Origin of the sequence: Ramlibacter algicola, from assembly GCF_016641735.1 — a bacterium.
Taxonomy (GTDB): Bacteria; Pseudomonadota; Gammaproteobacteria; order Burkholderiales; family Burkholderiaceae_C; genus Ramlibacter; species Ramlibacter algicola.
The window spans coordinates 3782376-3806999 of the sequence record NZ_JAEDAO010000001.1 but is presented as its reverse complement, the minus strand read 5'-3'; the positions used below and the strand labels follow the sequence as shown (position 1 = coordinate 3806999).

The 24624-nt window shown below is 69.9% G+C and carries 26 protein-coding genes and 1 tRNA gene; 20 read left to right on the top strand and 7 right to left on the bottom strand.

Going from position 1 to position 24624, the window contains the following annotated elements; translation table 11 throughout:
* The first annotated feature begins 24 nt into the window (after positions 1–24).
* Complete coding sequence (locus I8E28_RS18655; RefSeq protein ID WP_200789710.1) at positions 25–771, top strand: Nif3-like dinuclear metal center hexameric protein; 747 nt, start codon at positions 25–27, stop codon at positions 769–771.
* Positions 768–1802, top strand: coding sequence for a 4-hydroxythreonine-4-phosphate dehydrogenase PdxA (gene pdxA, locus I8E28_RS18650; protein ID WP_200789709.1), 1035 nt, complete (start codon positions 768–770; stop codon positions 1800–1802). The genes I8E28_RS18655 and pdxA overlap by 4 nt, the downstream gene beginning before the upstream one ends.
* On the opposite strand, the gene mscL is transcribed toward pdxA, so the two are convergent.
* Positions 1803–2234 carry a large conductance mechanosensitive channel protein MscL gene (gene mscL / locus I8E28_RS18645; RefSeq protein ID WP_200789708.1) on the bottom strand — a complete coding sequence of 144 codons (432 nt, stop codon included), beginning with the start codon at positions 2232–2234 and terminating at the stop codon, positions 1803–1805. It abuts the gene before it with no gap.
* Positions 2235–2374: 140 nt separating this feature from the next.
* Here mscL and petA point away from each other — a divergent pair, with 140 nt between their 5' ends.
* The 6 genes from petA to I8E28_RS18615 all read left to right on the top strand — a co-directional run bounded on the left by petA (position 2375) and on the right by I8E28_RS18615 (position 6667).
* Positions 2375–2977 (top strand): ubiquinol-cytochrome c reductase iron-sulfur subunit, encoded by a 603-nt coding sequence (petA, locus tag I8E28_RS18640; protein ID WP_200789707.1) that lies wholly within the window; start codon positions 2375–2377, stop codon positions 2975–2977.
* A gap of 12 nt (positions 2978–2989) precedes the next feature.
* Positions 2990–4396 (top strand): cytochrome b, encoded by a 1407-nt coding sequence (locus tag I8E28_RS18635; RefSeq protein WP_200789706.1) that lies wholly within the window; start codon positions 2990–2992, stop codon positions 4394–4396.
* A gap of 14 nt (positions 4397–4410) precedes the next feature.
* Positions 4411–5169, top strand: a complete 759-nt coding sequence (locus I8E28_RS18630; RefSeq protein WP_200789705.1) for a cytochrome c1 — start codon at positions 4411–4413, stop codon at positions 5167–5169.
* Between the two features lie 82 nt (positions 5170–5251).
* Positions 5252–5863, top strand: a complete 612-nt coding sequence (locus tag I8E28_RS18625; RefSeq protein WP_200789704.1) for a glutathione S-transferase N-terminal domain-containing protein — start codon at positions 5252–5254, stop codon at positions 5861–5863.
* Between the two features lie 104 nt (positions 5864–5967).
* Entirely contained in the window at positions 5968–6459 is a 492-nt protein-coding gene (locus I8E28_RS18620) for a ClpXP protease specificity-enhancing factor (RefSeq protein ID WP_200789703.1), read from the top strand.
* Positions 6460–6592: 133 nt separating this feature from the next.
* Positions 6593–6667 (top strand) — tRNA-Thr (locus I8E28_RS18615).
* 25 nt (positions 6668–6692) lie between these two features.
* Here the strand turns inward: I8E28_RS18615 and I8E28_RS18610 are convergent.
* A complete protein-coding gene (locus I8E28_RS18610) occupies positions 6693–7001 on the bottom strand; it encodes a DciA family protein (RefSeq protein WP_200789702.1) in 309 nt (102 codons plus the stop codon).
* A 27-nt stretch (positions 7002–7028) separates the two neighbouring features.
* Between I8E28_RS18610 and I8E28_RS18605 the strand changes: the two genes are divergently transcribed.
* Together I8E28_RS18605 and secA are read left to right on the top strand one after the other, a co-directional pair.
* Entirely contained in the window at positions 7029–8000 is a 972-nt protein-coding gene (locus I8E28_RS18605) for a peptidoglycan DD-metalloendopeptidase family protein (protein WP_200789701.1), read from the top strand.
* Between the two features lie 124 nt (positions 8001–8124).
* The gene (gene secA / locus I8E28_RS18600) at positions 8125–10929 is read left to right on the top strand and encodes a preprotein translocase subunit SecA (protein ID WP_200789700.1); all 2805 of its coding nucleotides are present in this window, start codon (positions 8125–8127) and stop codon (positions 10927–10929) included.
* Between the two features lie 46 nt (positions 10930–10975).
* Here the strand turns inward: secA and I8E28_RS18595 are convergent, their stop codons facing one another.
* Positions 10976–11938, bottom strand: a complete 963-nt coding sequence (locus tag I8E28_RS18595) for a DNA-binding transcriptional response regulator (RefSeq protein WP_239027267.1) — start codon at positions 11936–11938, stop codon at positions 10976–10978.
* Positions 11939–12079: 141 nt separating this feature from the next.
* Between I8E28_RS18595 and I8E28_RS18590 the strand changes: the two genes are divergently transcribed.
* The 5 genes from I8E28_RS18590 (at position 12080) to guaD (ending at position 16978) form a co-directional block, all read left to right on the top strand.
* On the top strand, positions 12080–12736 hold the full coding sequence (locus I8E28_RS18590; RefSeq protein WP_338050802.1) for a helix-turn-helix transcriptional regulator: 657 nt from the start codon (positions 12080–12082) through the stop codon (positions 12734–12736).
* Positions 12737–12804: 68 nt separating this feature from the next.
* Positions 12805–13740: a hypothetical protein gene (locus tag I8E28_RS18585; protein ID WP_200789698.1), complete on the top strand. Its 936-nt coding sequence runs from the start codon at positions 12805–12807 to the stop codon at positions 13738–13740.
* A 5-nt stretch (positions 13741–13745) separates the two neighbouring features.
* On the top strand, positions 13746–14516 hold the full coding sequence (locus I8E28_RS18580) for a type III pantothenate kinase (RefSeq protein WP_200789697.1): 771 nt from the start codon (positions 13746–13748) through the stop codon (positions 14514–14516).
* A 79-nt stretch (positions 14517–14595) separates the two neighbouring features.
* Complete coding sequence (locus tag I8E28_RS18575; RefSeq protein ID WP_200790451.1) at positions 14596–15663, top strand: BMP family ABC transporter substrate-binding protein; 1068 nt, start codon at positions 14596–14598, stop codon at positions 15661–15663.
* A 4-nt stretch (positions 15664–15667) separates the two neighbouring features.
* The gene (gene guaD / locus I8E28_RS18570; RefSeq protein ID WP_200789696.1) at positions 15668–16978 is read left to right on the top strand and encodes a guanine deaminase; all 1311 of its coding nucleotides are present in this window, start codon (positions 15668–15670) and stop codon (positions 16976–16978) included.
* Positions 16979–16990: 12 nt separating this feature from the next.
* On the opposite strand, the gene I8E28_RS18565 is transcribed toward guaD, so the two are convergent.
* Positions 16991–17683, bottom strand: coding sequence for a hypothetical protein (locus I8E28_RS18565; RefSeq protein ID WP_200789695.1), 693 nt, complete (start codon positions 17681–17683; stop codon positions 16991–16993).
* 32 nt (positions 17684–17715) lie between these two features.
* On the opposite strand from I8E28_RS18565, the gene dcd reads away from it, so the two are divergent.
* Positions 17716–18282, top strand: coding sequence for a dCTP deaminase (gene dcd, locus I8E28_RS18560; protein WP_200789694.1), 567 nt, complete (start codon positions 17716–17718; stop codon positions 18280–18282).
* Here dcd and I8E28_RS18555 read toward each other — a convergent pair whose 3' ends face one another.
* A complete protein-coding gene (locus I8E28_RS18555; protein WP_200789693.1) occupies positions 18283–19185 on the bottom strand; it encodes a delta(1)-pyrroline-2-carboxylate reductase family protein in 903 nt (300 codons plus the stop codon).
* 82 nt (positions 19186–19267) lie between these two features.
* On the opposite strand from I8E28_RS18555, the gene I8E28_RS18550 reads away from it, so the two are divergent.
* Both I8E28_RS18550 and I8E28_RS18545 read left to right on the top strand, forming a co-directional pair.
* Positions 19268–19525 (top strand): hypothetical protein, encoded by a 258-nt coding sequence (locus tag I8E28_RS18550; protein WP_200789692.1) that lies wholly within the window; start codon positions 19268–19270, stop codon positions 19523–19525.
* 149 nt (positions 19526–19674) lie between these two features.
* Positions 19675–19986, top strand: coding sequence for a hypothetical protein (locus tag I8E28_RS18545; RefSeq protein WP_200789691.1), 312 nt, complete (start codon positions 19675–19677; stop codon positions 19984–19986).
* Here I8E28_RS18545 and recJ read toward each other — a convergent pair.
* Positions 19983–21692, bottom strand: coding sequence for a single-stranded-DNA-specific exonuclease RecJ (gene recJ / locus I8E28_RS18540; RefSeq protein ID WP_200789690.1), 1710 nt, complete (start codon positions 21690–21692; stop codon positions 19983–19985). The genes I8E28_RS18545 and recJ overlap by 4 nt on opposite strands.
* Positions 21689–22636, bottom strand: coding sequence for a phosphoglycerate mutase (locus I8E28_RS18535; RefSeq protein ID WP_200789689.1), 948 nt, complete (start codon positions 22634–22636; stop codon positions 21689–21691). Before I8E28_RS18535 ends, recJ begins: the two co-directional genes overlap by 4 nt.
* 38 nt (positions 22637–22674) lie before the next feature.
* Here I8E28_RS18535 and I8E28_RS18530 point away from each other — a divergent pair, with 38 nt between their 5' ends.
* Together I8E28_RS18530 and lolD are read left to right on the top strand one after the other, a co-directional pair.
* Entirely contained in the window at positions 22675–23931 is a 1257-nt protein-coding gene (locus tag I8E28_RS18530; RefSeq protein WP_200789688.1) for a lipoprotein-releasing ABC transporter permease subunit, read from the top strand.
* Positions 23924–24598: a lipoprotein-releasing ABC transporter ATP-binding protein LolD gene (gene lolD, locus I8E28_RS18525; RefSeq protein WP_200789687.1), complete on the top strand. Its 675-nt coding sequence runs from the start codon at positions 23924–23926 to the stop codon at positions 24596–24598. The genes I8E28_RS18530 and lolD overlap by 8 nt, the downstream gene beginning before the upstream one ends.
* The last annotated feature ends 26 nt before the right edge of the window (positions 24599–24624 follow it).

Genomic DNA, 24624 nt, shown 5'->3' with positions numbered 1-24624 from the left:
CAGGCGATGGCCGACAATGGCCGCATGGTCCCGCGTTCCCAGCTCACCGCCGCCTTCGACCAGCTGCTGCAGCCCGACCGCTTCCGCGACTACGGCCCCAACGGGTTGCAGGTCGAAGGGCGCGCCGACGTGGGCCGCATCGTCTCCGGCGTGACGGCCAGCCGCGCCCTCATCGAGGCGGCGATCGAGGATCGGGCCGACGCGATCTTCGTGCACCACGGCCTGTTCTGGCGCGGCCAGGACGGCCGCGTGACGGGCTGGATGAAGCAACGCCTCGCGCTGCTGCTCGCGCACGACGTCAACCTGTACGCGTACCACCTGCCGCTCGACGCGCACCCGGACCTGGGCAACAACGCGCAGCTGGGTCGCGTGCTCGGCTTGCGGGCCGACGGCCGCTTCGGCGAGCAGGACCTGGGCTTCATCGGCGACGGGGCCTTCGACGACGCCGCGCAGCTCGCTGCGCATGTGCGCAGCCGCCTCGGCCGCGACGTGACGCTGGTCGACGGCGGCCGGCGCGGCTTGCGGCGTATCGCCTGGTGCACTGGCGGCGCGCAGGGCTACTTCGAGCACGCGATCGCCGCGGGCGCCGACGCCTTCATCACGGGCGAGATCTCGGAGCCGCAGGCGCACTACGCGCGCGAATGCGGCGTCGCATTCCTGGCTTGCGGGCACCACGCCACCGAGCGCTACGGCGCCCCCGCGGTGGCGGCGCAGGTCGCGCAGGCGCTCGGCCTCGAGCACCGCTTCATCGACGTCGACAACCCGGCATGAAGCCGCTGGCGATCACGCTCGGCGACCCCGCCGGCATCGGCGGCGAGATCATCGCCAAGGCCTGGCGCGCCGCGCCGCAACTCACGGAGGGCTGCTTCGTCGTCGGCGACCTCGCCCACCTGCGGCGCGCCTGTGCCGTGGTGCAGGGGGCCGGCCAGCTGCAGCTCCCCGTGGCGGTGATCGGTGCACCCGCGCAAGCCTTCGATGTGCCGCCACGCTGCATTCCGCTGCTGCAGGTGGGGACCGTGCATGCCGAGTGCGTCGCCTGGGGACGCATCGACTCGCGCGCGGGCCGCATCGCGGCCGATGCCGTGACCTGGGCCGCGCGAGCCGCGCTGCGCGGCGATATCGCCGCCATCGTCACCGCGCCGCTGCACAAGGAGGCGCTGGCCGCCGCCGGCGTCGAGTTCCCCGGCCACACCGAACTGCTGCAGGCCGAGGCGGCGCGCCATTTCGGGCGCACGGTCCGCGACGTTCCGGTGCGGATGATGCTGGCCAACGAGGAACTGCGGACCGTCCTGGTGAGTATCCACGTGGCGCTGCGCGATGCGATCGCGGCGGTCACGAAGGAGCAGGTGCTGGAGACGCTGCGCATCGCGCACGCGTCGTTGTCGCGCCTGCTCGGCCGCGCGCCGAGGCTGGCGGTGGCGGGGCTCAATCCGCATGCGGGCGAGGGAGGCCTGTTCGGCCGCGAGGAGATCGACGCCATCGGGCCGGCGATCGCGCAGGCCCGCAGCGAAGGCATCGACGCCGACGGGCCGCATCCGCCCGACACGATCTTCATGCGCGCCCGGGCGGCTCACGGCCGCGAGGGCGCATGGGACGCGGTGATCGCGATGTACCACGACCAGGGCCTGATCCCGGTGAAGTACCTCGGGGTGGAGCAGGGCGTGAACGTCACGCTGGGGCTGCCGCTGGTGCGCACCAGCCCCGACCACGGCACCGCGTTCGACGTCGCCGGCACCGGGCGTGCCGATGCCGCGAGCCTGCTGGCCGCGCTGCGGATGGCGCGGCGCCTCGCGGCGGCCTGACTACTTGCGCAGGCTGTCGCGGATCTCGCGCAGCAGGACGATGTCCTCGGGCGGCGCGGACGGCGCAGCGGCGGCCGGCTCGGCCTGCGCTCGCTTCAGGCGGTTGATCTGCCGGACCATCACGAAGATGATGAAGGCGAGGATCACGAAGTTGACCACGATGGTCAGGAAGTTGCCCCACGCGAAGACCGGCACGCCGGCCTTGGTCAGGTCGGCCAGCGTCGGCGGCACGCCCGACGGCACGGCCCCGAGGACCATGAACTTGTTCGAGAAATCCACGTTGCCGCCGATGGCCGCCACCAGCGGCATCACGATGTCCTTGACCAGCGAGTCGACGATCTTGCCGAACGCCGCGCCGATGATCACGCCGACCGCCAGGTCGATCACGTTGCCCTTGACCGCGAACTCGCGGAATTCCTTCAGGATCGCCATGCTTGCCCCTCCAAGGTTGACTGCAGGCTGAAGTATTGGCGATCCGGACCGGTGGACACCAGCGCGCCCCTTCAATGGCGGCGATACGCTCCGCTACAATCGCGGGTTGACCTTCCCCAAGCTCCCCCTTCGAGGACTTCATGAGTGACACCCCAGTGGACACCAGCAAGCGGACGTGGCTGATCGCGTCCACCTGTGCCGGCGCGGCAGGCGCTGCGTTCACCGCCGTTCCCTTCGTGAGCAGCTTCCAGCCGTCCGAGCGCGCACGTGCCGCCGGGGCTCCCGTGGAGGTCGACATCTCGGCGGTCAAGCCGGGCGAGAAGATCACCGTCGAGTGGCGCGGCAAGCCCGTGTGGATCATCCGCCGCACGCCGGAGATGCTGGCCACGCTCAAGCAGACCGACCCGCTGGTGGCCGACCCCAATTCCGAGCGCAAGGCGTATCCGACGCCTGACTACGCGAAGAACGAAGGGCGCTCGCGCAAGCCGGACATCTTCGTCGCCGTCGGCATCTGCACGCACCTGGGCTGCTCGCCCACCGACAAGCTGCAGCCCGGCCCGCAGCCGTCGCTGCCGGACGACTGGCAAGGCGGCTTCCTGTGCCCCTGCCACGGCTCGACCTTCGACCTGGCCGGGCGCGTGTTCAAGAACAAGCCGGCGCCGGACAACCTGGAGATCCCGCCGTACGAATTCCTGTCCGACACCCGGCTGATCATCGGCCAGGACGAGAAGAACAAGGCGTAAGAGGAGGCGGGCATGGCTGAATTCAAGGAGATCTCCCCGAACGCCAGCGGCGGCGAGAAGCTGCGCAACTGGTTCGAGAACCGGTTCCCGACCGCGTTCCAGGAGTACGACAAGCACATGGCGGGCTACTACGCCCCCAAGAACTTCAACTTCTGGTACTTCTTCGGCTCGCTGGCGCTGCTGGTGCTGGTCATCCAGATCGTCACCGGCATCTTCCTGGTGATGAACTACAAGCCCGACGCCGGCCTGGCGTTCGGCTCGGTGGAATACATCATGCGGGACGTCCCGTGGGGCTGGCTGGTGCGCTACATGCACTCGACCGGCGCCTCGGCGTTCTTCATCGTGGTGTACCTGCACATGTTCAAGAGCCTGATCTACGGCGGCTACCGCAAGCCGCGCGAGCTGGTCTGGATCTTCGGCTGCACCATCTTCCTGTCGCTGATGGCCGAGGCCTTCATGGGCTACCTGCTGCCCTGGGGCCAGATGTCGTACTGGGGCGCGCAGGTGATCGTGAACCTGTTCTCCGCCATCCCCTTCGTCGGCCCGGACCTGGCGCTGCTGATCCGCGGCGACTACGTAGTGAGCGACGCGACGCTGAACCGCTTCTTCAGCTTCCACGTCATCGCCGTGCCGCTGGTCCTCATCGGCCTGGTGGTCGCGCACCTGCTGGCACTGCACGACGTCGGTTCCAACAATCCGGACGGTGTCGAGATCAAGAGCGGCCCGAAGGACGCCAACGGCCACCCGGTCGACGGCATCCCGTTCCACCCGTACTACTCGGTGCACGACCTGGTGGGCGTGGCGGTGTTCCTGATGGTCTTCTCGGCGGTGATCTTCTTCGCCCCGGAAGCCGGCGGCTACTTCCTGGAGTACAACAACTTCATCCCGGCCGACCCGCTGAAGACGCCGTCGCACATCGCGCCGGTCTGGTACTTCACGCCGTACTACTCGATGCTGCGCGCCATCACGGCCGAGATGATGTATGCGCTGATCGCGTGCGCGCTGCTCGGCGCCGCGTACGGGCTGTTCAAGTCGCGCCTGGGCACGGTCGCCAAGGCCATCGTCGCCATCGGCGCCGTGGTGCTGGTCGCCGCGATGCTCGCCATCGACGCCAAGTTCTGGGGCGTGGTGGTGATGGGCGGTGCCGTGGTCATCCTGTTCTTCCTGCCCTGGCTGGACAAGAGCCCGGTCAAGTCGATCCGCTACCGGCCGGGCTGGCACAAGACCGTGTACGGCGCCTTCGTCGTCGTCTTCCTGGTCCTGGGCTACCTGGGCGTGCAGCCGCCGTCCCCCGTCGGCGAGCGCATCTCGCAGCTGGGCACGCTCTTCTACTTCGGCTTCTTCCTGCTGATGCCGTGGTGGAGCCGGCTGGGCGAGTTCAAGCCCGTTCCCGATCGCATCACCTTCGCGGCGCACTGAAGGGACGAACCAGAATGAAGAAGCTTCTCCTTTCCTTCGCGCTCGCGCTGGCGGCCCTCGCACCGGCCGTGCACGCCGCGGAAGACGGCATCCACTGGGACAAGGCGCCCAACATGACGAATGACATGCCGGCGCTGCAGGACGGCGCGCGGATCTTCGTCAACTACTGCCTGAGCTGCCACTCGGCCGCCTACATGCGGTTCAACCGCCTGAAGGACATCGGCCTGACGGACCAGCAGGTCAAGGACAACCTGCTGTTCACGACCGACAAGGTCGGTGACACCATGAAGTCCGCGATCGACCCGAAGCAGGCCAAGGACTGGTTCGGCGCCAACCCGCCGGACCTGACGCTGGTCGCGCGCTCGCGCGCCGGCCACGGCGGCAGCGGCCCCGACTACCTGTACACGTTCCTGCGCACGTTCTACCGCGACCCGGCCAAGGCCACCGGATGGAACAACCTGACCTTCCCCAACGTCGGCATGCCCAACGTGCTGTGGCAGCTGCAGGGCGAGCGCGAGCCCGTGTTCGAGGTCTCGCAGGAACACGGCCACGAGACCAAGGTGTTCAAGGGCTGGAAGCAGGTGACCCCCGGCACGATGACGCCGGTGCAGTTCGACCAGGCGGTCGCGCACCTCGTCGGCTACCTGCAGTGGATGAGCGAACCCGCGCAGAACGCCCGCGTGCGCGTCGGCGTCTGGGTGATGCTGTTCCTGCTCATGTTCACGGTGTTCGCGTGGCGCCTGAACGCCGCCTACTGGAAGGACGTCCGCTGAGGACGGCCACCGACCGATTCATCGCGCGACACGGTCTGGCCGCCGCCAGACCGTGTTTTCGCTTTCTCAAGGAGCCATTGACATGATGGTGCTGTATTCGGGGACCACGTGCCCCTTCTCCCACCGGTGCCGCTTCGTCCTGTTCGAAAAGGGCATGGACTTCGAGATCCGCGACGTGGATCTCTACAACAAGCCCGAGGACATCAACGTGATGAACCCCTACGGGCAGGTGCCGATCCTGGTCGAGCGCGACCTGATCCTGTACGAGTCGAACATCATCAACGAGTACATCGACGAGCGCTTCCCGCATCCGCAGCTGATGCCAGGCGACCCGGTCGACCGCGCGCGCGTGCGCCTGTTCCTGCTCAATTTCGAGAAGGAACTGTTCGTCCACGTCAGCACGCTCGAGTCGCGCACGAACAAGGGCAACGAGAAGGCGCTGGAGAAGGCCCGCTCGCACATCCGCGACCGCCTGACGCAACTGGCCCCGGTGTTCCTGAAGAACAAGTACATGCTGGGCGACAACTTCTCGATGCTCGACGTCGCCATCGCGCCGCTGCTGTGGCGCATGGACTACTATGGCATCGAGTTGTCGAAGAACGCGGCCCCGCTGCTCAAGTACGCCGAGCGCATCTTCTCGCGTCCCGCCTACATCGAGGCGCTGACGCCGTCCGAGAAGGTGATGCGCAAATAATATGGCCCCCACGCTTGCCACTTCGTGTGCTGCGCTGCCCCCCGAGGGGGCTTCAGCCGCCTTCGGGCGGCCGTGCGGCGGCTGAGTGGCGCGCTCGAATCGCGATGAACGCCCTGGAATCCACGTCCACCCGCCCGTACCTGATCCGGGCGCTGTACGACTGGTGCACCGACAACGGCTTCACGCCGTACGTCGCCGTGCAGGTGGACGAGTCCGTGCAGGTGCCGCGCGAGTACGTGAAGAACGGCGAGATCGTCCTCAACATCAGCTTCGACGCGACCAGCTCGCTCAAGCTGGGCAACGACTTCATCGAGTTCAAGGCCCGCTTCGCCGGCAGCGCGCGCGAGATCGTCGTTCCGGTCAACCGCGTGATCGCGATCTACGCGCGCGAGAACGGGCAGGGCATGGCCTTCCCGATCCCCGCGCCGGGTGAGGACGCCGCGCGCCCCGGTGCCGCCCTGGCCAGCGTCCCTGCGGCCAGCGGCGACGGCGAGCCGAAGGTGGTGCAGCTGGTCAACCCCGACGCGCCGCCCCCCGGCACCGAACCGCCCAAGCCGCCGTCCGGCCCGCGCCCCACGCTCAAGCGCGTGAAATGACATGCAAGGCAGCGCAGTTGCCGAAGCCTGTCACCCCGGCGCAGGCCGGGGTCCATTCGAAAGCGCAGCTGCCGACGCAGGTCATCCCGGCGCAGGCCGCGATCCATTCCAGCGCACCTAGAATCCCGCCAGTGCCGGCTTAGCTCAGTGGTAGAGCAACCGCCTTGTAAGCGGTAGGTCGTCAGTTCGATCCCGACAGCCGGCACCATCCGCCCGCCACGCGGCTTCCCGCGTCAGTGCGTCCTCGCTTGGACCTTGAGGCGGATTGCGGTAACCTGCCAGCCCCGGTCGCACAGTCGAGCTTGCAGGGCCGGCAGCAACTGGCGCAGCTTGGCTGCCGCCGCGCTGCCCTCCACCAGCAGGCACCAAGAGGTCCCCTCGATGGGACCCGGTCGCACGGAGCGTCGCAACGGCGCCGGGATGAGGGATTCGACCGCCTGCAGACGCTCACCCGACTCGCGTGCCAGTTGCGCCAGCCTCGCCAACGTCGGCGAGTCCTGCGCGGCCTGCTCGACGGTGACGGGTTGCGAGGGGCGATGCATGGATGGGCGTGAGGAGGAGCGGAAGCAGTGCACTTCATTATCACGGACGCATCGCTGGCGAAAAGCCGCGCGATCCACCTGAGCGGCACGCGGCTGGTGCTGGCCTTCATGGCCACGGCGCTCGCGCTGATGATCGCCGCCGCCGGGCTGTACCACTGGGTGTTCCTGAAGGGCGCCCGCGAAGGCTGGCCGGTGTTCGGCGCGCTGGTGAAGCTCGTGACCAAGGACGACGTGGAGCAGCGCGAGCGCTTCGTGCGCGAGAACGTCGATGCCATGGCCCGGCGCCTGGGCGAGATGCAGGCCAAGCTGGTGCAGATGGAAGCGCTCGGCGAGCGCGTGTCCGGCCTGGCGGGGCTCAGCCCGGCGGACGTCCGCGGTTCGCCGGCGCGCGGCGGCGCGCTGGTGTCGGGCCGGCCGCTCTCGCTCGAGGAACTGCAGGCCGCGCTGTCGGAGTTCGAAAGGACCGCCGGCCAGCGCGTGGACGTGCTCACCGTGATCGAGTCGCGCCTGCTGGACCAGAAGATCCGCTCGATGATGATGCCCACGCAGCGGCCCCTGGCCGCCGCCCCGCTGGGGTCCGCGTTCGGCTGGCGCATCGACCCGTTCACCGGCAAGCAGGCGCTGCACACCGGCCTGGACTTCGAGGCGGTCACCGGCACCCCCATCTTCGCCGCGTCCGGCGGCGTGGTGGTGGCGCAGGAACTGCATCGCGACTACGGCAACATGGTCGAGATCGACCACGGCAACGGCATCTCCACGCGCTACGCGCACACGTCCCGGGCCTTCGTCAAGCAAGGCGACCTCGTCAAGCGCGGCCAGAAGATCGCGGAAGTGGGCACCAGCGGCCGCTCCACCGGCCCGCACCTGCACTTCGAGGTGCTGGTGGGCGGCGTGTGGCAGGACCCGCGCAAGTTCCTCGACGCCGGTTCGCGCCCGTCCGCCGGCACGCCGGTGGCCGCCGCTTCCCCCCAACCCGCGGCCAGCCGGGCCGGGCGGTAAAATCCCGCGTTTGCCGCCCGGCCGACTTGCGTCTGCCCCGGGCGGCCCCACCTGCAGCTGCAACAACAAGGATCCCGCTGCCCTGCGGGCCCCGGCGCCGGGGCGGCAGGGCAGCACCGCGTTCATGGCCACCACCTTCCTCACCAAGATTTTCGGCTCCCGCAACGACCGGCTGCTGAAGCAGTACCGCCGCGTCGCCGAGCAGGTCAACGCGCTGGAGACGGATCTCGAGAAGCTGAGTGACGACCAGCTGCGCGGCAAGACGCAGGAATTCCGGGACCGCGTCGCCGCCGGCGAGACGCTGGACGCGCTGCTGCCCGAGGCGTTCGCCGTCGTGCGCGAAGGCTCCAAGCGCATCATGAAGATGCGCCACTTCGACGTGCAGCTGATGGGCGCGATGGCGCTGCACAACGGCAAGATCGCCGAGATGCGCACCGGCGAGGGCAAGACCCTCACCGCCACGCTCGCCGTCTACCTGAATGCGCTGTCCGGCAAGGGCGTGCACGTCGTGACCGTCAACGACTACCTCGCCAATCGCGACGCGCAGTGGATGGGCCGGCTGTACAACTTCCTCGGCCTGACGGTCGGCGTCAACCTGCCGCAGATGGCGCGCGCGGAGAAGCAGGCCGCCTACAACGCCGACATCACCTACGGCACCAACAACGAGTTCGGCTTCGACTACCTGCGCGACAACATGGTGTACGAGCCGGGCGACCGCGTGCAGCGGGGCCTGAACTACGCCATCGTCGACGAGGTCGACTCGATCCTGATCGACGAGGCGCGCACGCCGCTGATCATCAGCGGCCAGGCCGAGGATCACACCGACCTGTACGTCGCGATCAAGCAGGTGGTGCCGCTGCTCACGCGCCAGGAAGGCGAGGCGGACCCCATCACCGGCCAGGGTGTCACCAAGCCGGGCGACTTCACGGTGGACGAGAAGTCGCACCAGGTCTACCTCACGGAACAGGGGCACGAGAACGCCGAGCGCATCCTCGCCAACCTGGGGCTGATCGCCGAGGGCGCGTCGCTGTACGACCCGGCCAACATCTCGCTGATGCACCACCTGTACGCGGCCCTGCGCGCGGAGCACCTGTACCACCGCGACCAGCACTACGTCGTGCAGCGCGGCGACGACGGCCAGCAGGAAGTCGTGATCGTCGACGAGTTCACCGGCCGCCTGATGTCGGGCCGCCGCTGGTCCGACGGCCTGCACCAGGCCGTCGAAGCCAAGGAAGGCGTGACGATCCAGCCCGAGAACCAGACGCTGGCGTCCATCACCTTCCAGAACTACTTCCGCCTGTACGGCAAGCTGTCCGGCATGACGGGCACGGCCGACACCGAGGCCTACGAGTTCCAGGAGATCTACGGCCTGGAGACCGTCGTCATCCCGCCGAACCGCGTCAGCAAACGCGATGACCAGCTGGACCGCGTCTACAAGACGGCGCGCGAGAAGTACGAAGCGGCCATCCAGGACATCCGCGAGTGCCACGAGCGCGGCCAGCCGGTGCTGGTGGGCACGACGTCGATCGAGAACTCGGAGCTGATCAGCGAGCTGCTGACCAAGGCGAAGCTGCCGCACCAGGTGCTCAACGCCAAGCAGCATGCGCGCGAAGCGGACATCGTCGCCCAGGCCGGCCGGCCGAAGATGATCACGATCGCCACCAACATGGCGGGCCGCGGCACCGACATCGTGCTGGGCGGCAACGTGGAGAAGCAGGTCGAGGCGATCGAGGCCGACGAGTCGCTCGACGAGGCCGCCAAGCAGGCGCGCGCGGCCGACCTGCGCACGCAATGGCAGAAGGAACACGAGCTGGTGGTGCAGCAGGGCGGCCTGCGCATCATCGCCACCGAGCGGCATGAATCGCGCCGCATCGACAACCAACTACGCGGCCGCTCGGGCCGCCAGGGCGACCCGGGCTCGTCGCGCTTCTACCTGTCGCTGGACGACCCGCTGATGCGCATCTTCGCGGGCGACCGCGTGCGCGCGATCATGGAGCGGCTGAAGATGCCCGATGGCGAAGCCATCGAGGCGGGCATCGTCACGCGCAGCATCGAGAGCGCGCAGCGCAAGGTCGAGGCGCGCAACTTCGACGTGCGCAAGCAGCTGCTCGAATACGACGACGTGTCGAACGACCAGCGCAAGGTGATCTACCAGCAGCGCAACGAGATCATCGACGCCAAGGACCTGTCGGAGCAGATCAAGGCGCTGCGCGAGGGGTGCTTCACCGACCTCGTGCACCAGTACGTGCCGCCGGAATCGGTCGAGGAGCAGTGGGACATCCAGGGCCTGGAGAACACGCTCGCCGACGAGTGGGGCATCCAGCTGCCGCTGCAGGAACAGGTGCAAGCCGCCAGCGCCATCACCGACGAGGACGTGCTCCAGACGGTGCTCGATGCCGCGCATGCCGCGTTCGAGTCCAAGGTGGAGCAGATCGGCCCGCAGAACTTCACCCAGTTCGAGCGCATCGTGCTGCTGCAAAGCATCGATACGCATTGGCGAGAGCACCTGGCCGCGCTCGACTACCTGCGCCAGGGCATCCACCTGCGCGGCTACGCACAGAAGCAGCCGAAGCAGGAATACAAGCGCGAAGCCTTCGAGCTGTTCGGCCAGCTGCTGGATTCGGTGAAGAACGAAGTCACCCGGATCCTGATGACGGTCAAGGTGCAGTCCGGCGAGCAGCTGGAACAGGCCGCCGAGGACCTCGAGGAGCGCGCCGAGCGCATTGCCAACGTCACCTACACGGCGCCCACCGAGACCGGCGAGACGGAGAGCCGCCTGGACGAAACCACCTCCGGTGGCGTGCGCCCGACGGCATCCGCGGCCGCGGCTGCCGCCGCCGTCGCCACCATGGCGCACGTGGGCCGCAACGATCCCTGCCCGTGCGGCAGCGGCAAGAAGTACAAGCAGTGCCACGGCAAGCTCGCCTGAGGCGGGCTTGCGGCGCGCCGTGAGGCGCTAGCGGGGAAGAAGGCGCTCAGCCTTCGACGTGGCGCTTGGGCTGGCGGGCGAGCCAGCGGGTGTAGCCCGCTTCGCCGCCGTCGGTGCGGACGTCGAACACAGCACCCAGCAACTGCTCGCGCACGCCGATGGTGAAAGCATCGGCGCGTTGCACCGGCTGGCCAAGCACGGTGGCCAGTTCCACGTTCGCCAGTTGCCGTCCCGCGCGGATGGCATCCAGGCCTTCGGCGTCGACGCCGGCCTGTTGCGCGACTTCGGCCAGCGCGGGCAGGCCCTGCGGCGTCTCCAGTTGCAGCCAGCTGATCGCGCCGCCCGCGTCCATCCCGATGATGCCGAACGGGTCGCCGATGCACACGTGTTCCACCCAGCGGCGGCCCGTGAAGTCGGCCAGCGCGTCGGCCACCGACTGGTCGCGCAGCAACGCGTGGTGCTCGGGCCGCAGCGTCGCGCGCCAGGTCTGCGCATGGCGCGCGTGCGCGGACCCCATGAGGCGCTGCAGCACCTGCACCAGGTGCCGCGTGACGTCCGGCATCTGCTTGGCGATGAACTGCTCGATCAGGCCGCCGTTGAACGCCTTCACCGCGACCTGCTCGTCGGCCTGGCCCGTGAGCAGCACGCGCGCGCCGGCCCACTCGCCCAGTTGCGACAGCACCTGCAGGCCGTCCATCTCGGGCATCGAGTAGTCGACGACGCACACGCGAGTGAGCGCGTAGCGCTCCGTCGACCGCGACCAGTATTCGAGGATCTGCGGCACCAGCGCGCGGCCGGCGCGCCACTGGTCGACCATCTGCTGCTGGTGCCAGGCATCGGCTTCCCAGAACGGCGGCTCCTCGCGCAGCTTGCGAATGCAATCGTGCGGATGCAGGAACAGGCGCGCATGCCATTGGCGGGGCAGCACGAGCGACAGCATCTCGAGGTAGTCGCGGTCGTCATCGAGCAGCACGATGGTGCCGGGCCGCTGGAAAAGAGGGAACGTCAAGCCGTGCTCCCCGCGTGGAGACGCTGCTGGTGGCGCGAGGGACGTGCGGGCATGCGAAGGTGTGCCAGATGCGAATTCGTATCGTGTTGCTGCTATTGTCTCAGCACATGCGACCCCACACCCCTGTCCATGGCGCTGCCTGTGAACTCTGACAGTGTCGATCTGGACACGGTGCTCGCCGACTGGCTGGGCAGCAAGGGCGAATCGCCCCTCCAAGCGGTGGTCGTGCTCGGTCCCGACCCGTTCGGCACGGCGCACGAGCGCCAGGTGCTTGCCGTCCGTCCGCAGTCGATGGCCATCGCGGCACGCACGCTCGCCGCCAGCGCCGACTACGGTGCCAGCTGGCGCGAGTCGGGCGCCCCGCTCGCCGCGTGGCAGTCGCTCGCACGCCACGACGATGCGGCGCCCACGAGCTGGCGTGCGCAATGGCTGGCGCACGGCTTGCACAGCGTTGTCCGCGTCGAACTGCCGCTGCCCGCCGGCCGCGCGTTCGAGTGCTTCATGTTCACCCAGCGCGAGCTCACCGACCGCGGCGAGGCGGCGCAGCTCGTGTGGTCGGCGCTCAACGTGTGGCCGCTGCTGCAGCGCGCGATCGCGGTGCAGCGGTCGACGCTCAGCCCGCGCGAGCGCGAGTGCCTGGTGCTGGCCTTCCAGGGCCTCACCGCGCGCGAATCCGCGCAGCAGCTCCATTGCACGGAGCGCACGGTCAACTACCACCTGGCCAACGCCATGGCGAAGCTGAAGGTCGACAACAAGCTGGCCGCCATCCAGCGCGCCTGCTGGCTCGGCGTGATCTGAGGCGCCGTCCACGGGCCGCCGCCCGGGCGGCGCTACCATTGGGCACCGCCCGCCCCCGGAGCCGCCCCATGGACGACGAGAACGACCGCACCGCCTCCCTGATGACGCCGGCCAAGCTGGCCCAGGTGGCCGCCACGGCCAAGGCCACGGTGTCGCCGTCCGCCTTCCTGGACCGCATGGCCGCCGACGTCGGCCACCAGCACGTGTCCCGGCTGGCGGAATTGCAGAAGCAGCTCGAGGACCAGAGCCGGCTGGCGCCCGCCGAAAGCCTCCAGGCCGCCGTCGACAAGCTGGCCGAGAAGCTGGGCAAGATGGATTTCGCGCCGCTCGAGGTGAAGGGCATCATCGCCAACCTCACCGGCAAGGCCAAGGCCGCCGGTGCCGAGTTCGCGTACCGCGTCGGCAAGGTCGACAAGGCCGCGCAGGCGCTGGCCGACCTCGTGGTCCCGATGCAGAAGGAGCAGGCCACGCGCGACGCCGCGCACGAGCGCACGATGGTGGAGTTCGACGTCGAGTACAAGGCGCTCGACAAGGTCATCGACCAGGGCGCGCGCTGGTTGCAGGACATGCGCAACCAGCTGAAGACGCGCGAGGCCGATGCCTCGCTCGATGCGGAAGGACGCGCCCAGCTGGCGCAGGACTCGTCGCGCTGCGAGCTGCTGGTCGGCCGCCTGAAGTCCTTGCGCGCCGCGGCCGCCGCGTCGCAACAGGCCCACGGCGAAGCCCGCGCGACCGCCAAGCGCCGCATCGAGGTGCTGCAGGCCGCCACCCGGCTGTTGAACGGCGAAGTCGCCGAATGGCGGCACGGCCTCGGCGCGCTCGCCGAGGCTGCCACGGAAGGCAAGGCCGAAGGTCCCCGCATCAAGCAGGGCCAGGAGCTCACCGGCAGCGTGCGCGCCCGCACTGAAGCGCTGCAGGCCGATTGCGGCCAGCTGTGCACGCACGAAACGACCTTGCAGCGCCAGCTGGCCGCCATGGGCGAGCAGTTGCGGGCCGCCGGCTGACCCGCGTGACCTTCCTCGCGCTGGACATCGGCAACACGCGCCTCAAGTGGGCGGTGTACGACGACGCACGTCCCGGGTCGTCGCTGCTGGCGCACGGCGCCGAATTCCTCGAGCAGATCGAGCGCCTGGCCGAAGGGCCCTGGGCCAACCTCATGCGGCCGGGGCGCATGCTCGGCTGCACCGTGGCCGCGGACGCCGTGCGCCGCCGTGCCGAGGCGCAGATGGAGGAACTGTGGGACCTGCCGGCGCAATGGGTGTACGCCAGCGCCGGCGAAGCGGGCCTCAGCAACGGCTATGACCACCCTGCGCGGCTCGGCGCCGACCGCTGGGTCGCGATGATCGGCGCGCGCCACCGCATGCTGGCGCGCGGCCCGCAGCGGCCCATGGTGGTCGTGATGGTCGGCACCGCGGTGACGGTCGAGGCGGTCGACGCCGCCGGCCGCTTCCTCGGTGGCTTCATCCTGCCGGGCCACGGCATCATGCTGCGCGCGCTGGAGTCGGGCACCGCCGGCCTGCACGTGCCGACCGGCGACGTTCGCGAGTTCCCCACCAACACCAGCGATGCGCTCACCAGCGGCGGCACCTTCGCCATCGCGGGCGCGGTGGACCGCATGGCGCGCCACGTGCGCGAGCACTGCGGGGCCGAACCGGTCGTCTACATGACCGGCGGCGCGGGCTGGAAGATGGCGCCGCACATGACGCTGCCGTGCGAGCTGGTCGACAGCCTGATCTTCGACGGCCTGCTCGAAGTCGCCCAGCTGCGCTTCGCCGCCTAGGGGGCGCCTACAATCTCCCCCAAGCCGCTGTGCCCCGCAGCGGCTTCGTCGTTCCATCGGGGCCATGTCGAGGACAACCATGGTCAAAAACCTCGCAGCCGCGCTCGCGGCCGCTTCTCTCGTCTTTCCCTCGTTCGCGCAGGCGCCGCCGCTGAAGGTGGCGTTCATCGAGGTCGCCCCGCTCACGCAGGCCGGCTGGGTGCGCCAGCACGAGGAAGGGCGCCTCACGCTGCAGAAAGCGCTCGGCGCGCAGGTCGAGACCCGTTCGGTCGAGAACGTGCCGGAAGGCCCGGATGCCGAGCGCGTGATCCGCGACTTCGCGCGGCAGGGCTACAAGCTGATCTTCACGCCCAGCTTCGGCTACATGGAACCGACGCTGAAGGTCGCGCGCGACTTTCCCGACGTCAAGTTCGAATCCATCACGGGCCTCAAGACGGCGCCGAACGTCGCCACCGCGAACGCGCGCTACTACGAGGGCCGCTACCTGGCTGGCGTGGCCGCGGGGCGCCTGAGCAAGACGCATGTCGCCGGCTACGTGGCGGGATTCCCGATCCCCGAGGTGCTGCAAGGCATCAATGCGTTCACGCTCGGGATGCGGTCGGTCGACCCGAAGGCCCAGGTGAAAGTGGTGTGGCTCAACACCTGGTTCGACCCGGCGCGCGAGCGCGAGGGGGCGATGACGCTGTTCAACCAGGACGCCGACGTCGTCGCGTTCCACACCGCCTCGACCGCCGTCATGGCGGCCGCGCAGGAGCGCGGCAAGCTGGCCATCGCGTACCACTCGGACATGCGATTCGCGGCGCCCGACGCGCAGGTGCTGGCGGTGACGCACCACTGGGGCGACTACTACACGCGCCGCGCCCGCGAGGTGCTGGCCGGCACCTGGAAGCCGGGCAACGTGTGGGGCGGCGTTCGCGAGGGCATGGTCCGGGTCGACCACTTTGGCCCCAAGGTGCCGGCGGCGGTGCGCGACGAAGTGCTGGCGCGGCAGAAGGACATCGCGGCCGGCCGGCTCAAGCCCTTCGCCGGGCCGTTCAGCGACAACACCGGCAAGGTCGTCGTCCCCGCAGGCACGTCGTTGTCCGACGAGCAGATCCTGGCCATGAACTACCTCGTGACCGGCGTCGTCGGCAAGGTCGCACAATGAGGGCATGAAAGCCTGGCGCGCGGCGCTGCTGCGATTCGACGAGGACGGCGCGCCCGTCTACGAGGACGACGGTTTCCTGCTGGTGGGACCCGGCGCGCACGGTGGCCAGGTCGTCCGTGCCGCCGGCAGTTGGCAAGCACTCGCCGCGCAATACCCGGGCGTCGCCGTCGAGCACCTGCCGGGGCGCATCCTCGCGCCCGGCTTCATCGACCTGCACGTGCATTTCCCGCAGACCGACGTGATCGGCTCGCCCGCCGACGGCCTGCTGCCGTGGCTGGAGAAGTACACCTTCCCGCACGAGGCGCGCTTCGCGGACCCGGCCTACGCGTCGGCGGTGGCGCAGGTCTTCCTCGACGAGTTGCTGCGCCATGGGGTGACGACACCGCTCACGTTCGCGACGTCGCACCCGGCGTCCGTCGATGCGCTGATGGCCGAAGCGCAGCGCCGCGGCCTGCGGCTGATCGCCGGCAAGGTGCTGCAGGACCGCCATTCGCCCGACGGCGTGCGCGACGAGACGGAGCAGTCGCTCGCCGACACCGAGGCGCTGATCCGCAAGTGGCATGGGCAAGGGCGCCTGGGCTATGCCATCACCCCGCGGTTCGCGCCCAGTTGCACCGACGCGCAACTGCGCGGCGCCGGCGAGTTGGCGGCGAAGTACCCCGACACCTGGATCCAGTCGCACGTCGCCGAGAACAAGGACGAGATCCGCTGGGCGCGCGAGCTGTTCCCCGATGCGCGCAGTTACCTGGCCGTGTACGACGGCTTCGGGCTGATGCGCGACCGCGCGATCTACGCCCATTGCATCCACTTCGACGACGACGACCGCCGGCTGATGAAGTCGACCGGCGCCGCGGCCGCGGTCAGCCCGACCAGCAACCTGTTCCTGGGCAGCGGCTTCTTCGATTACGAGGGCGCGATGCGCGTGGGCTTCCGCTTCGGGCTGGCCAGCGACGTCGGCGGCGGCACCAGCTTCAACCCGTTCCACACCATGCTGGCGGCGTACTACGTCGGCCGCGAAGGGCAGACCAAGCCCGGCGTGAGCCTCGCGCCCGGCCACCTGTGGTGGCAGCACACCGCGGGCGCCGCGGCGGCGCTGGGCCTCGACGGCGTCATCGGCAACCTGCAGCCCGGTTGCGAGGCCGACTTCCTGGTGCTCGACCCGCACGCGACGCCCCTGCTGTCCCGCAAGGTGACGCACGCGCGCGACCTCGACGAACTGCTGTTTTCGCTGATCGTGCTCGGTGACGACCGGGTGGTGGAGACCGTCGTGGTCGACGGCGCGCCCGTGGAGCGGCTGCCGCATCGCAGCCGCTGAAGCGGCGCCCGCTCAGGGCGTGTCGGGCGACGCGGCGCGGCGGTCCGCTTCCAGCCGCGACCAGTCGACCGTGAGCAGCGTGGGCCCGTCCGGTCCCGGCTCGCCGGTGCCAACCGTGACGTCGCCGATGCCGAAGCGGGCCATGTCCCCAGGCGACAAGGCGTAGAACTCGTCGACGTCGTAAGGCGCGATCTTGCCGAACCAGCACACGAAGCCGTCCACGCCGAGGCGGCGGAACAGGGCCGCTTCCTCGCGGGCGAGTTGACGGGCATCCTGCACCAGGGCCTCGCTCCACGTCTGCTGGCCGGTGCGGTGCAGGTACAGCACGTGCGCCATGTTCCCGTGCCAGCCGACGGCGCGCGGATGGCCGAGCAGCTTGCGTCGCGCAGCGGGAAAGACGTAGTTCGCGCACGACGACAAGCAGGTCCGCGGGACTTCGACGTCCAGCCCGTGCTCCCGCACCGCATCGGCCATGTCCAGCGCGGGCTTCACCAGGCCGCCCCGGGACGTGATCACCAAGCGACGCACGCCGCCTTCGGCCAGGAGGTCGCGAAAGCGGGCGGCGGATGGGCCGTCGATGCGGCCTTCGAACACGATGGCGTCCCGCACGCGCTGCACGCCGGCCGCGGCGGGCGCCTGCGCGTGCGCCGAAGCGGCTGCGAACGCGAGGGCGCAGGCGAGGCGGGCCAGGGTGGGGCGGGACACGGCACCTAGAATACCCGTCGCAGGAGATGGCGATGACGATCAAGAGCGACAAGTGGATCAAGCGGATGGCCGAGCAGCACGGGTTGATCGAGCCGTTCGAGCCCGGGCAGGTGCGCGAGGTCGACGGCCGGCGCGTCATCAGCTACGGCACCTCGAGCTACGGCTACGACATCCGCTGCGCGCCCGAGTTCAAGGTGTTCACCAACATCCACAGCACGGTGGTGGACCCGAAGAACTTCGACGAGAAGAGCTTCGTCGACTTCCACGACGACGTCTGCATCATCCCGCCCAACAGCTTCGCCCTCGCCCGCACGCTGGAGTACTTCCGCATCCCGCGCAACGTGCTGACCATCTGCCTCGGCAAGAGCACGTACGCGCGCTGCGGGATCATCGTCAACGTCACGCCGTTCGAGCCCGAGTGGGAAGGCTACGTGACGCTGGAGTTCTCCAACACCACGCCGCTGCCCGCCAAGATCTACGCCGGCGAAGGCTGCGCGCAGGTGCTGTTCTTCGAGAGCGACGAGGTCTGCGAGACCAGCTACAAGGACCGCGGCGGCAAGTACCAGGGCCAGCGCGGCGTCACGCTGCCCAAGGCCTGATCACGCGGCGAGGGCGCAGCGCGCCGCGGCCAGGTCCCAACCGGCCCAGCCGCAACTCTTGAACAGCACCGGTCCCGCCGCGGCGCGTTCGTCGCCGCGCACCACGTCCGCCAGGGTCGCGTAGCGCGCGACGTCCAGTCCGGCCTGCAACAGGTCGCCCGCTTCGTGCCGCGCATCGGTGGTGTCCACCACGATGCGGCCGTGCGCATCGAACCAGCGGCACAGCGTCGCATCGAGCTCCACCATCTTCGGCGTGAACGCACCGACGGCAGCCACGAACGCGTCGTCGCGCACGGGTCCGCGGAGCACCACGCCCGACGCCGGCGTGCACGTCACCACGAGCGGGCAGTGCGCGAGCGCCGCATCCGCATCGTCGACGACCTGCGCGTGCAGGCCGAGCGAGATCGCGTGCTCCGCCAGCGACCGCGCACTCGCGGGCGTGCGCGACGCGATGCGCACTTCGCGCACGCCATGCCCGCGTGCGAAGGCCTCGAGATGCGAGCGCCCCTGCACGCCGGCACCGACGATGAGCAGCGGTCCGTGGGGCACCGGCGCCAGCCGCCGCGCCGCGGCCAGCGACACGGCCGCCGTGCGTTGCGCCGTGACGGCGGGTCCATCCAGCAGCAGCACGCGTGATCCGGTCGCGGTGTCGAACACCACCACGTCGCCCTGGATGGCAGGTCGCGCAGTGCCCGCGTTGGCGGGCGTGAACGTGATCAGCTTGGTGATGGCGAGACGGCCGTCGAGCGCCGGCATCACGAACAGGCTGCCGCCGCCGGGCAATGGCTGCACCAGCCGTTCGGGCACCTGCACCGATGGGTCGCGCAGCAGCGCTTCCACGGCGTCGGCGAGCGCGACAGGGTCGAGGCGACGGGCGGTGGCGACGGCGTCGAGGAGGCGCATGGGTGGCTGGGATTGTGTCCTACGGCCGCTGCCGCCCTCGTCGTCGGCGGCCGCCCCTGCATGAGTTAGCAGAATCGATCCCATGCCATCCCACCTGCTGTCCCGCTACTTCGACCCGGTCGACGCCACGCCGCGTGACGGCGCGGTGTGGCTGGTGCTCGCCGCCGTCGCGCTGAGCCTGCTGCTGGGCTTCTGGGCCGTGTGCAGCAGCCAGGTCCGCAAGGCGGAATCGCGGCAGGCCACGGTGCCCGAGGCGGGCCTCGAGCAGTGCGATCCGTCGTTCGCGCTGCCTGCGATGGGCCACTGCCCGTCCGCCCGTACGCTCATCGGCACCCGCTGATCGTCGAGGGCGTGCACCGACAGGTGTGCGCGTGCTCCTTGCCGATGTTGAGCTTGCGTCCGACAGGACGCCGTTGTACGGGCCGACGGATGCGCCCCGGGCCGCTTCCTATCGTTGATGCATCGAAGAAGCCAGCGCAGGGAGCCGCCATGTACCACGCCGATTTCGACACCACCGCGTCGCCGGTGGCCGACAACGAGCCCTCGCTGGAGGCCTGCGACGACTTCGACCTGCCCACGACCCCCAGCCGCTACTGCCCGACCGAGCTGCTCGGCACGTTCACGCTCCTGATGGCGGGCCACGGCCGCTGCGTCAATGCGTCCATGATGCTGGGCGATCGCGAATACGCGATGTGGCAGCTGGCGCGGGCGCAGACGCTGCCCGACGAAGCGCTGCACAAGGTGGCGCAGCGCCTGTTCGCCTACTTCGACGAGACACCGCTCGGAGCCAAGCGCTCCTAGAGCTCCACGCCTTCGAGCAGGAAGCGCACGCGGCGCACGCCTTGCCACTCGTCCGCATCCAGGCGGAATGCGATGCGCGCGCGCGCCGGCAGCGGCTCGGTGCGGCCGAACCAGATGCCGTCGACCGGCTGGCCCTGGTGGCGGATCTTCAGCGCCAGGTGCTTCTCGCCCACGAGGCGCTGCGACACGATTTCCACTTCCTCGCTGAACACCGGCGGCGCAAACCCCTGGCCCCACACCTGCTGGTGCAGCGTGTCCACGAGCTCGGCGCGCCGGTACTCGGGTGCCAGCGGGCCGTCGGTGTGCAGGCGGCGCAGCAGGGTGGCCGCATCCAGCCACTCCTGCGCGACCTGCTGCAGCGCCTGCTCGAAGGTGTCGAGGTGCTCCTCGGCGATCGTGCAGCCCGCGGCCATCGCATGGCCGCCGAACCGCAGCAGAACGCCGGGATGCCGCTTGGCCACGAGATCCAGGGCGTCGCGCAGGTGGAAGCCCGGGATCGAGCGTCCCGAGCCCTTCAGCTCGTGCTCGTGGCCCGGTGCCTGGCTGGCAGCGAACACGAACGTGGGGCGGTGGAAGCGGTCCTTCAGGCGCGAAGCGACGATGCCGACCACGCCTTCGTGGAAGTCCGGATCGAACACGCACAGCGCCGGCGGCGGCTCCTCGCCATCCTCGAACAGCGCTTCGGCGATCTGCAGCGCCTGCTCGCGCATCTCGCCCTCGATGCCCTTGCGTTCGCGGTTGATGCCGTCCAGTTGCTGCGCGAGCTCGGTCGCGCGCGCCTCCTCGTCGGTGAGCAGGCACTCGATGCCCAGGCGCATGTCCGAGAGGCGCCCCGCCGCATTGATGCGCGGGCCGAGCGCGAAGCCCAGGTCGAACGTCGTCGCGGCGCGCACGTCGCGGCCCGCGGCGCGGAACAGCGCCGCGATGCCCGCGGGCACGGCGCCGGCTCGCATGCGCCGGAGCCCCTGCGCCACCAGGCGGCGGTTGTTCGCATCGAGCTTGACCACGTCGGCCACGGTGCCCAGCGCGACGACCGGCAGCAGCGCATCCAGCTTGGGCTGGTTCGCGGCGTCGAAGCGCCCGCGCGCCCGCAACTCGGCGCGCAGGGCCAGCAGCACGTAGAACATCACGCCGACGCCGGCGATGGACTTGCTCTCGAAGCGGCAGTCCGGCTGGTTCGGGTTGACGATGACGGCGGCAGCGGGAAGCTGCGGCCCGGGCAGGTGGTGGTCGGTGACCAGCACCTGCAAGCCCAGGTCGTTGGCGGCCCGCACGCCATCCACGCTGGCGATGCCGTTGTCGACGGTCACGAGCAGGTCGGCACCCGTCTCCTTCACCCGGCGCGCGATGACCGGTGTCAGGCCGTAGCCGTCCACCACCCGGTCGGGCACCAGGTAGTCGACGTTCGTCGCGCCGAGCAGGCGCAGGCCGCGCACGCCGACCGCACAGGCGGTCGCGCCGTCGCAGTCGTAGTCGGCCACGATGCAGATGCGGCGGCCCGCCGCCATCGCGTCGGCCAGCAGCGCTGCCGCGCGGTCCGCGCCCAGCAAGGTCGCCGGCGGCAACAGGTGGGCGAGGGCGTCGTCCAGTTCCTCCTTGGCGCTGACGCCGCGGGCGGCGTACAGGCGCGCCAGCAGCGGGTGCACGCCGGCCTGTTCGAGCGCCCAGGCTGCGCGGGGGGGAACGTCGCGGGTGATGATCTTCATAGGTCCTGCACGCATTCTGCGATGCGCGGACGCGACCAGAGCGTGGACAGGCGCGAGAAGGGCCCGCGGCGTGTGCTCTGCCACGTGCGCGCCCCGCGCTCGCCACACAACGTGAGCCGCACATCGTGGCCGGCCTGCGCGGCCTGCAGCAGGCGCGGCGCGTCGCGCGACTCGAACTGCTCCCAGTTCGCGGCCCAGGCGCGCCAGTCCTGCAGCAGCGCCGCATCGCGCAGCCCATGCAACACCTGCAGTCCGGCGGGCTGCGCGGCCACCTGCGCGGGCAGGGCACCCGTGCCACTGGCCCAGAACGAATTGACCGGCAGCTGCCCGCCGCGCAGGCGCTCCTCGTTGACGGGGTGCGTGTACAGCAGCATCTGCATCTCCTGCTGCAGCCGCCGCAGCAGCCGCGCGCCGTCGCCGCGCGGCATCCATTCGTCCAGCAAGCGGCCGATGACGCGGTCCAGCGATGCCGTGGCGACCTGCGCCAGCAGCGGACCGCGGGCCAGCCAGCGCGTCGGCGCCTCGTAGCGCAACTCGAGCCCGTCCTCCGCGAAGAAGGGTTGCATCGCCGCGAGCAGCGCCTGCGACTCCTCGCCATCCAGGCGCAGGTCCTGCGGGTGGTGCATGCGGATGTCGCGGGTGCCGACCTCCCAGTGGCAGGGCGTGATCCAGCCCCAGGCGGCGCCGTCGGGCGCGCCTGCGGCCGCGACCTGCCAGGCCGCCAGCGGGATGCGGCCGTCGTCCAGTGGCAGGCCGCATTCGCGCGCCAGCACCCGTTCGTGCGGCATCGACAGCGCCTGCTCGCTGTCGCGTTCGTCGGCGGTCACCACCAGCGTGGCCAGCAGGCGTTCCGTCGCGGGCAGCCGCATCCCGGCCAGCAGGCTGCGAGCCTCCTCGTGGGCCGGGGCGGCCAGGGGGAGCAACAAGTGGAGCCCGTCCGACATGGCTGCGATTGTCATGGATGCCACAATCGCGCCCAACCATGCGCGTGCCTTATGAGTTGGCGCTGGGTTGGCGCTACACCCGGGCCGGGCGCGCCGCCCGCCGCAACGGCTTCATCTCCTTCATCTCGGGCGTCTCCATGCTGGGCATCTCGCTCGGCGTGGCGGCGCTGATCATCGTGCTGTCGGTGATGAACGGGTTCCAGAAGGAAGTGCGCGACCGCATGCTGGCCGTGGTCTCGCACATCGAGGTGTATGGCCCCGCCGGCGGCGTGCTGCCCGACTACGAACGCACGTTGCGCGAGGCACGCGGCCATCCGGAAGTGGTGGGCGCGGCGCCCTTCATCGCGACGCAAGGCCTGCTCGCACGCGGCGAGGACATGCGCGGGGCGATCCTGCGCGGCATCGACCCGGCGCGCGAAGGCGAGGTCACCGACCTCGGGCGCAGCATGGCGGCCGGCGTGCTGCAGAAGCTGCAGCCTGGTGCCTTCGGCATCGTGCTGGGTGCGGAACTGGCGCGCAACCTGGGCGTGCGCGAAGGCGATCCCGTCACGCTGATCGCGCCGGGCGGGCAGGTCACGCCGGCCGGCGTGGTGCCGCGCCTGAAGCAGATGACCGTCGTCGGCACGTTCGACTCCGGCCACTACGAATACGACAGCGGCCTCGCGTTGCTGCACATCGACGATGCGATGCGCATCTTCCGGCTCGAAGGGCCGACCGGCGTGCGCCTGAAGCTCAAGGACCTGGACCGCGCGCGGCAGGTGGGCGCCGACCTGACCGGGATGCTCACCGGGCCGGCCATCGTGCGCGACTGGACGCGCCAGAACCGCACCTGGTTCGCCGCCGTGCAGCTGGAGAAGCGGATGATGTTCATCATCCTCACGCTGATCGTCGCCGTCGCCGCCTTCAACCTGGTGAGCACGCTGGTGATGACGGTCACCGACAAGCGCGCCGACATCGCCATCCTGCGCACGCTGGGGGCCAGCCCGCGCAGCATCATGGGCATCTTCGTCGTGCAGGGCGCCGCCGTCGGCGTCATCGGCACGCTGGCCGGCCTGCTGCTCGGATTGGCCATCGCGTTCAACATCGACGTCATCGTGCCGGCGATCGAGAAGGTGTTCCACGCCAGCTTCCTGCCGCGCGACATCTACCTGATCAACCGCATGCCCAGCGACCCGCAGGCGGACGACATCGTGCCGATCGCCGTCATCTCGCTGATCCTGGCCTTCGCCGCCACGCTGTACCCGAGCTGGCGCGCCAGCCGCGTGAACCCCGCCGAGGCCCTGCGCTATGAATGAGCCGGTGCTCGTCGCGCGCGGGCTGACCAAGCGCTTCCACGAAGGCGACCTCGACGTCGAGGTGCTGCGCGGCGTCGACCTCGAGGTGCACCGCGGCGAGACGCTGGCGATCGTCGGCGCTTCCGGATCCGGCAAGAGCACGCTGCTGCACCTGCTCGGTGGCCTGGACGCTCCCACCACGGGCGACGTGCAGCTGGCGGGCCAGCACCTCGCGTCCCTGTCGCCCGCGCAGCAGGGCGACCTGCGCAACCGCCACCTGGGCTTCGTCTACCAGTTCCACCACCTGCTGCCCGAGTTCAGCGCGCTCGACAACGTCGGGATGCCGCTGCGCATCCGCCGCGAGGCGAAGGAAGTGTGTGAGCAGCGCGCGACCGAAGCACTCACCGCGGTCGGCCTGTCGCACCGCCTCGGCCATCGGCCGGCCGAACTGTCGGGCGGCGAGCGCCAGCGCGTCGCGATCGCGCGCGCGCTCGTCACGCATCCCGATTGCGTGCTTGCCGACGAGCCAACCGGCAACCTGGACCGCTCGACGGCCGACACGGTGTTCGAGCTGATGCTGCAACTGGCGCGCGACCGCGGCACGGCGTTCGTGCTCGTCACGCACGACGAAACGCTGGCCGCCCGCTGCGGCCGCCAGCTGCACCTGGTCACCGGCCAGCTGGCCTGACCCGCGGGTGCGCCGCCTTGCGCGGC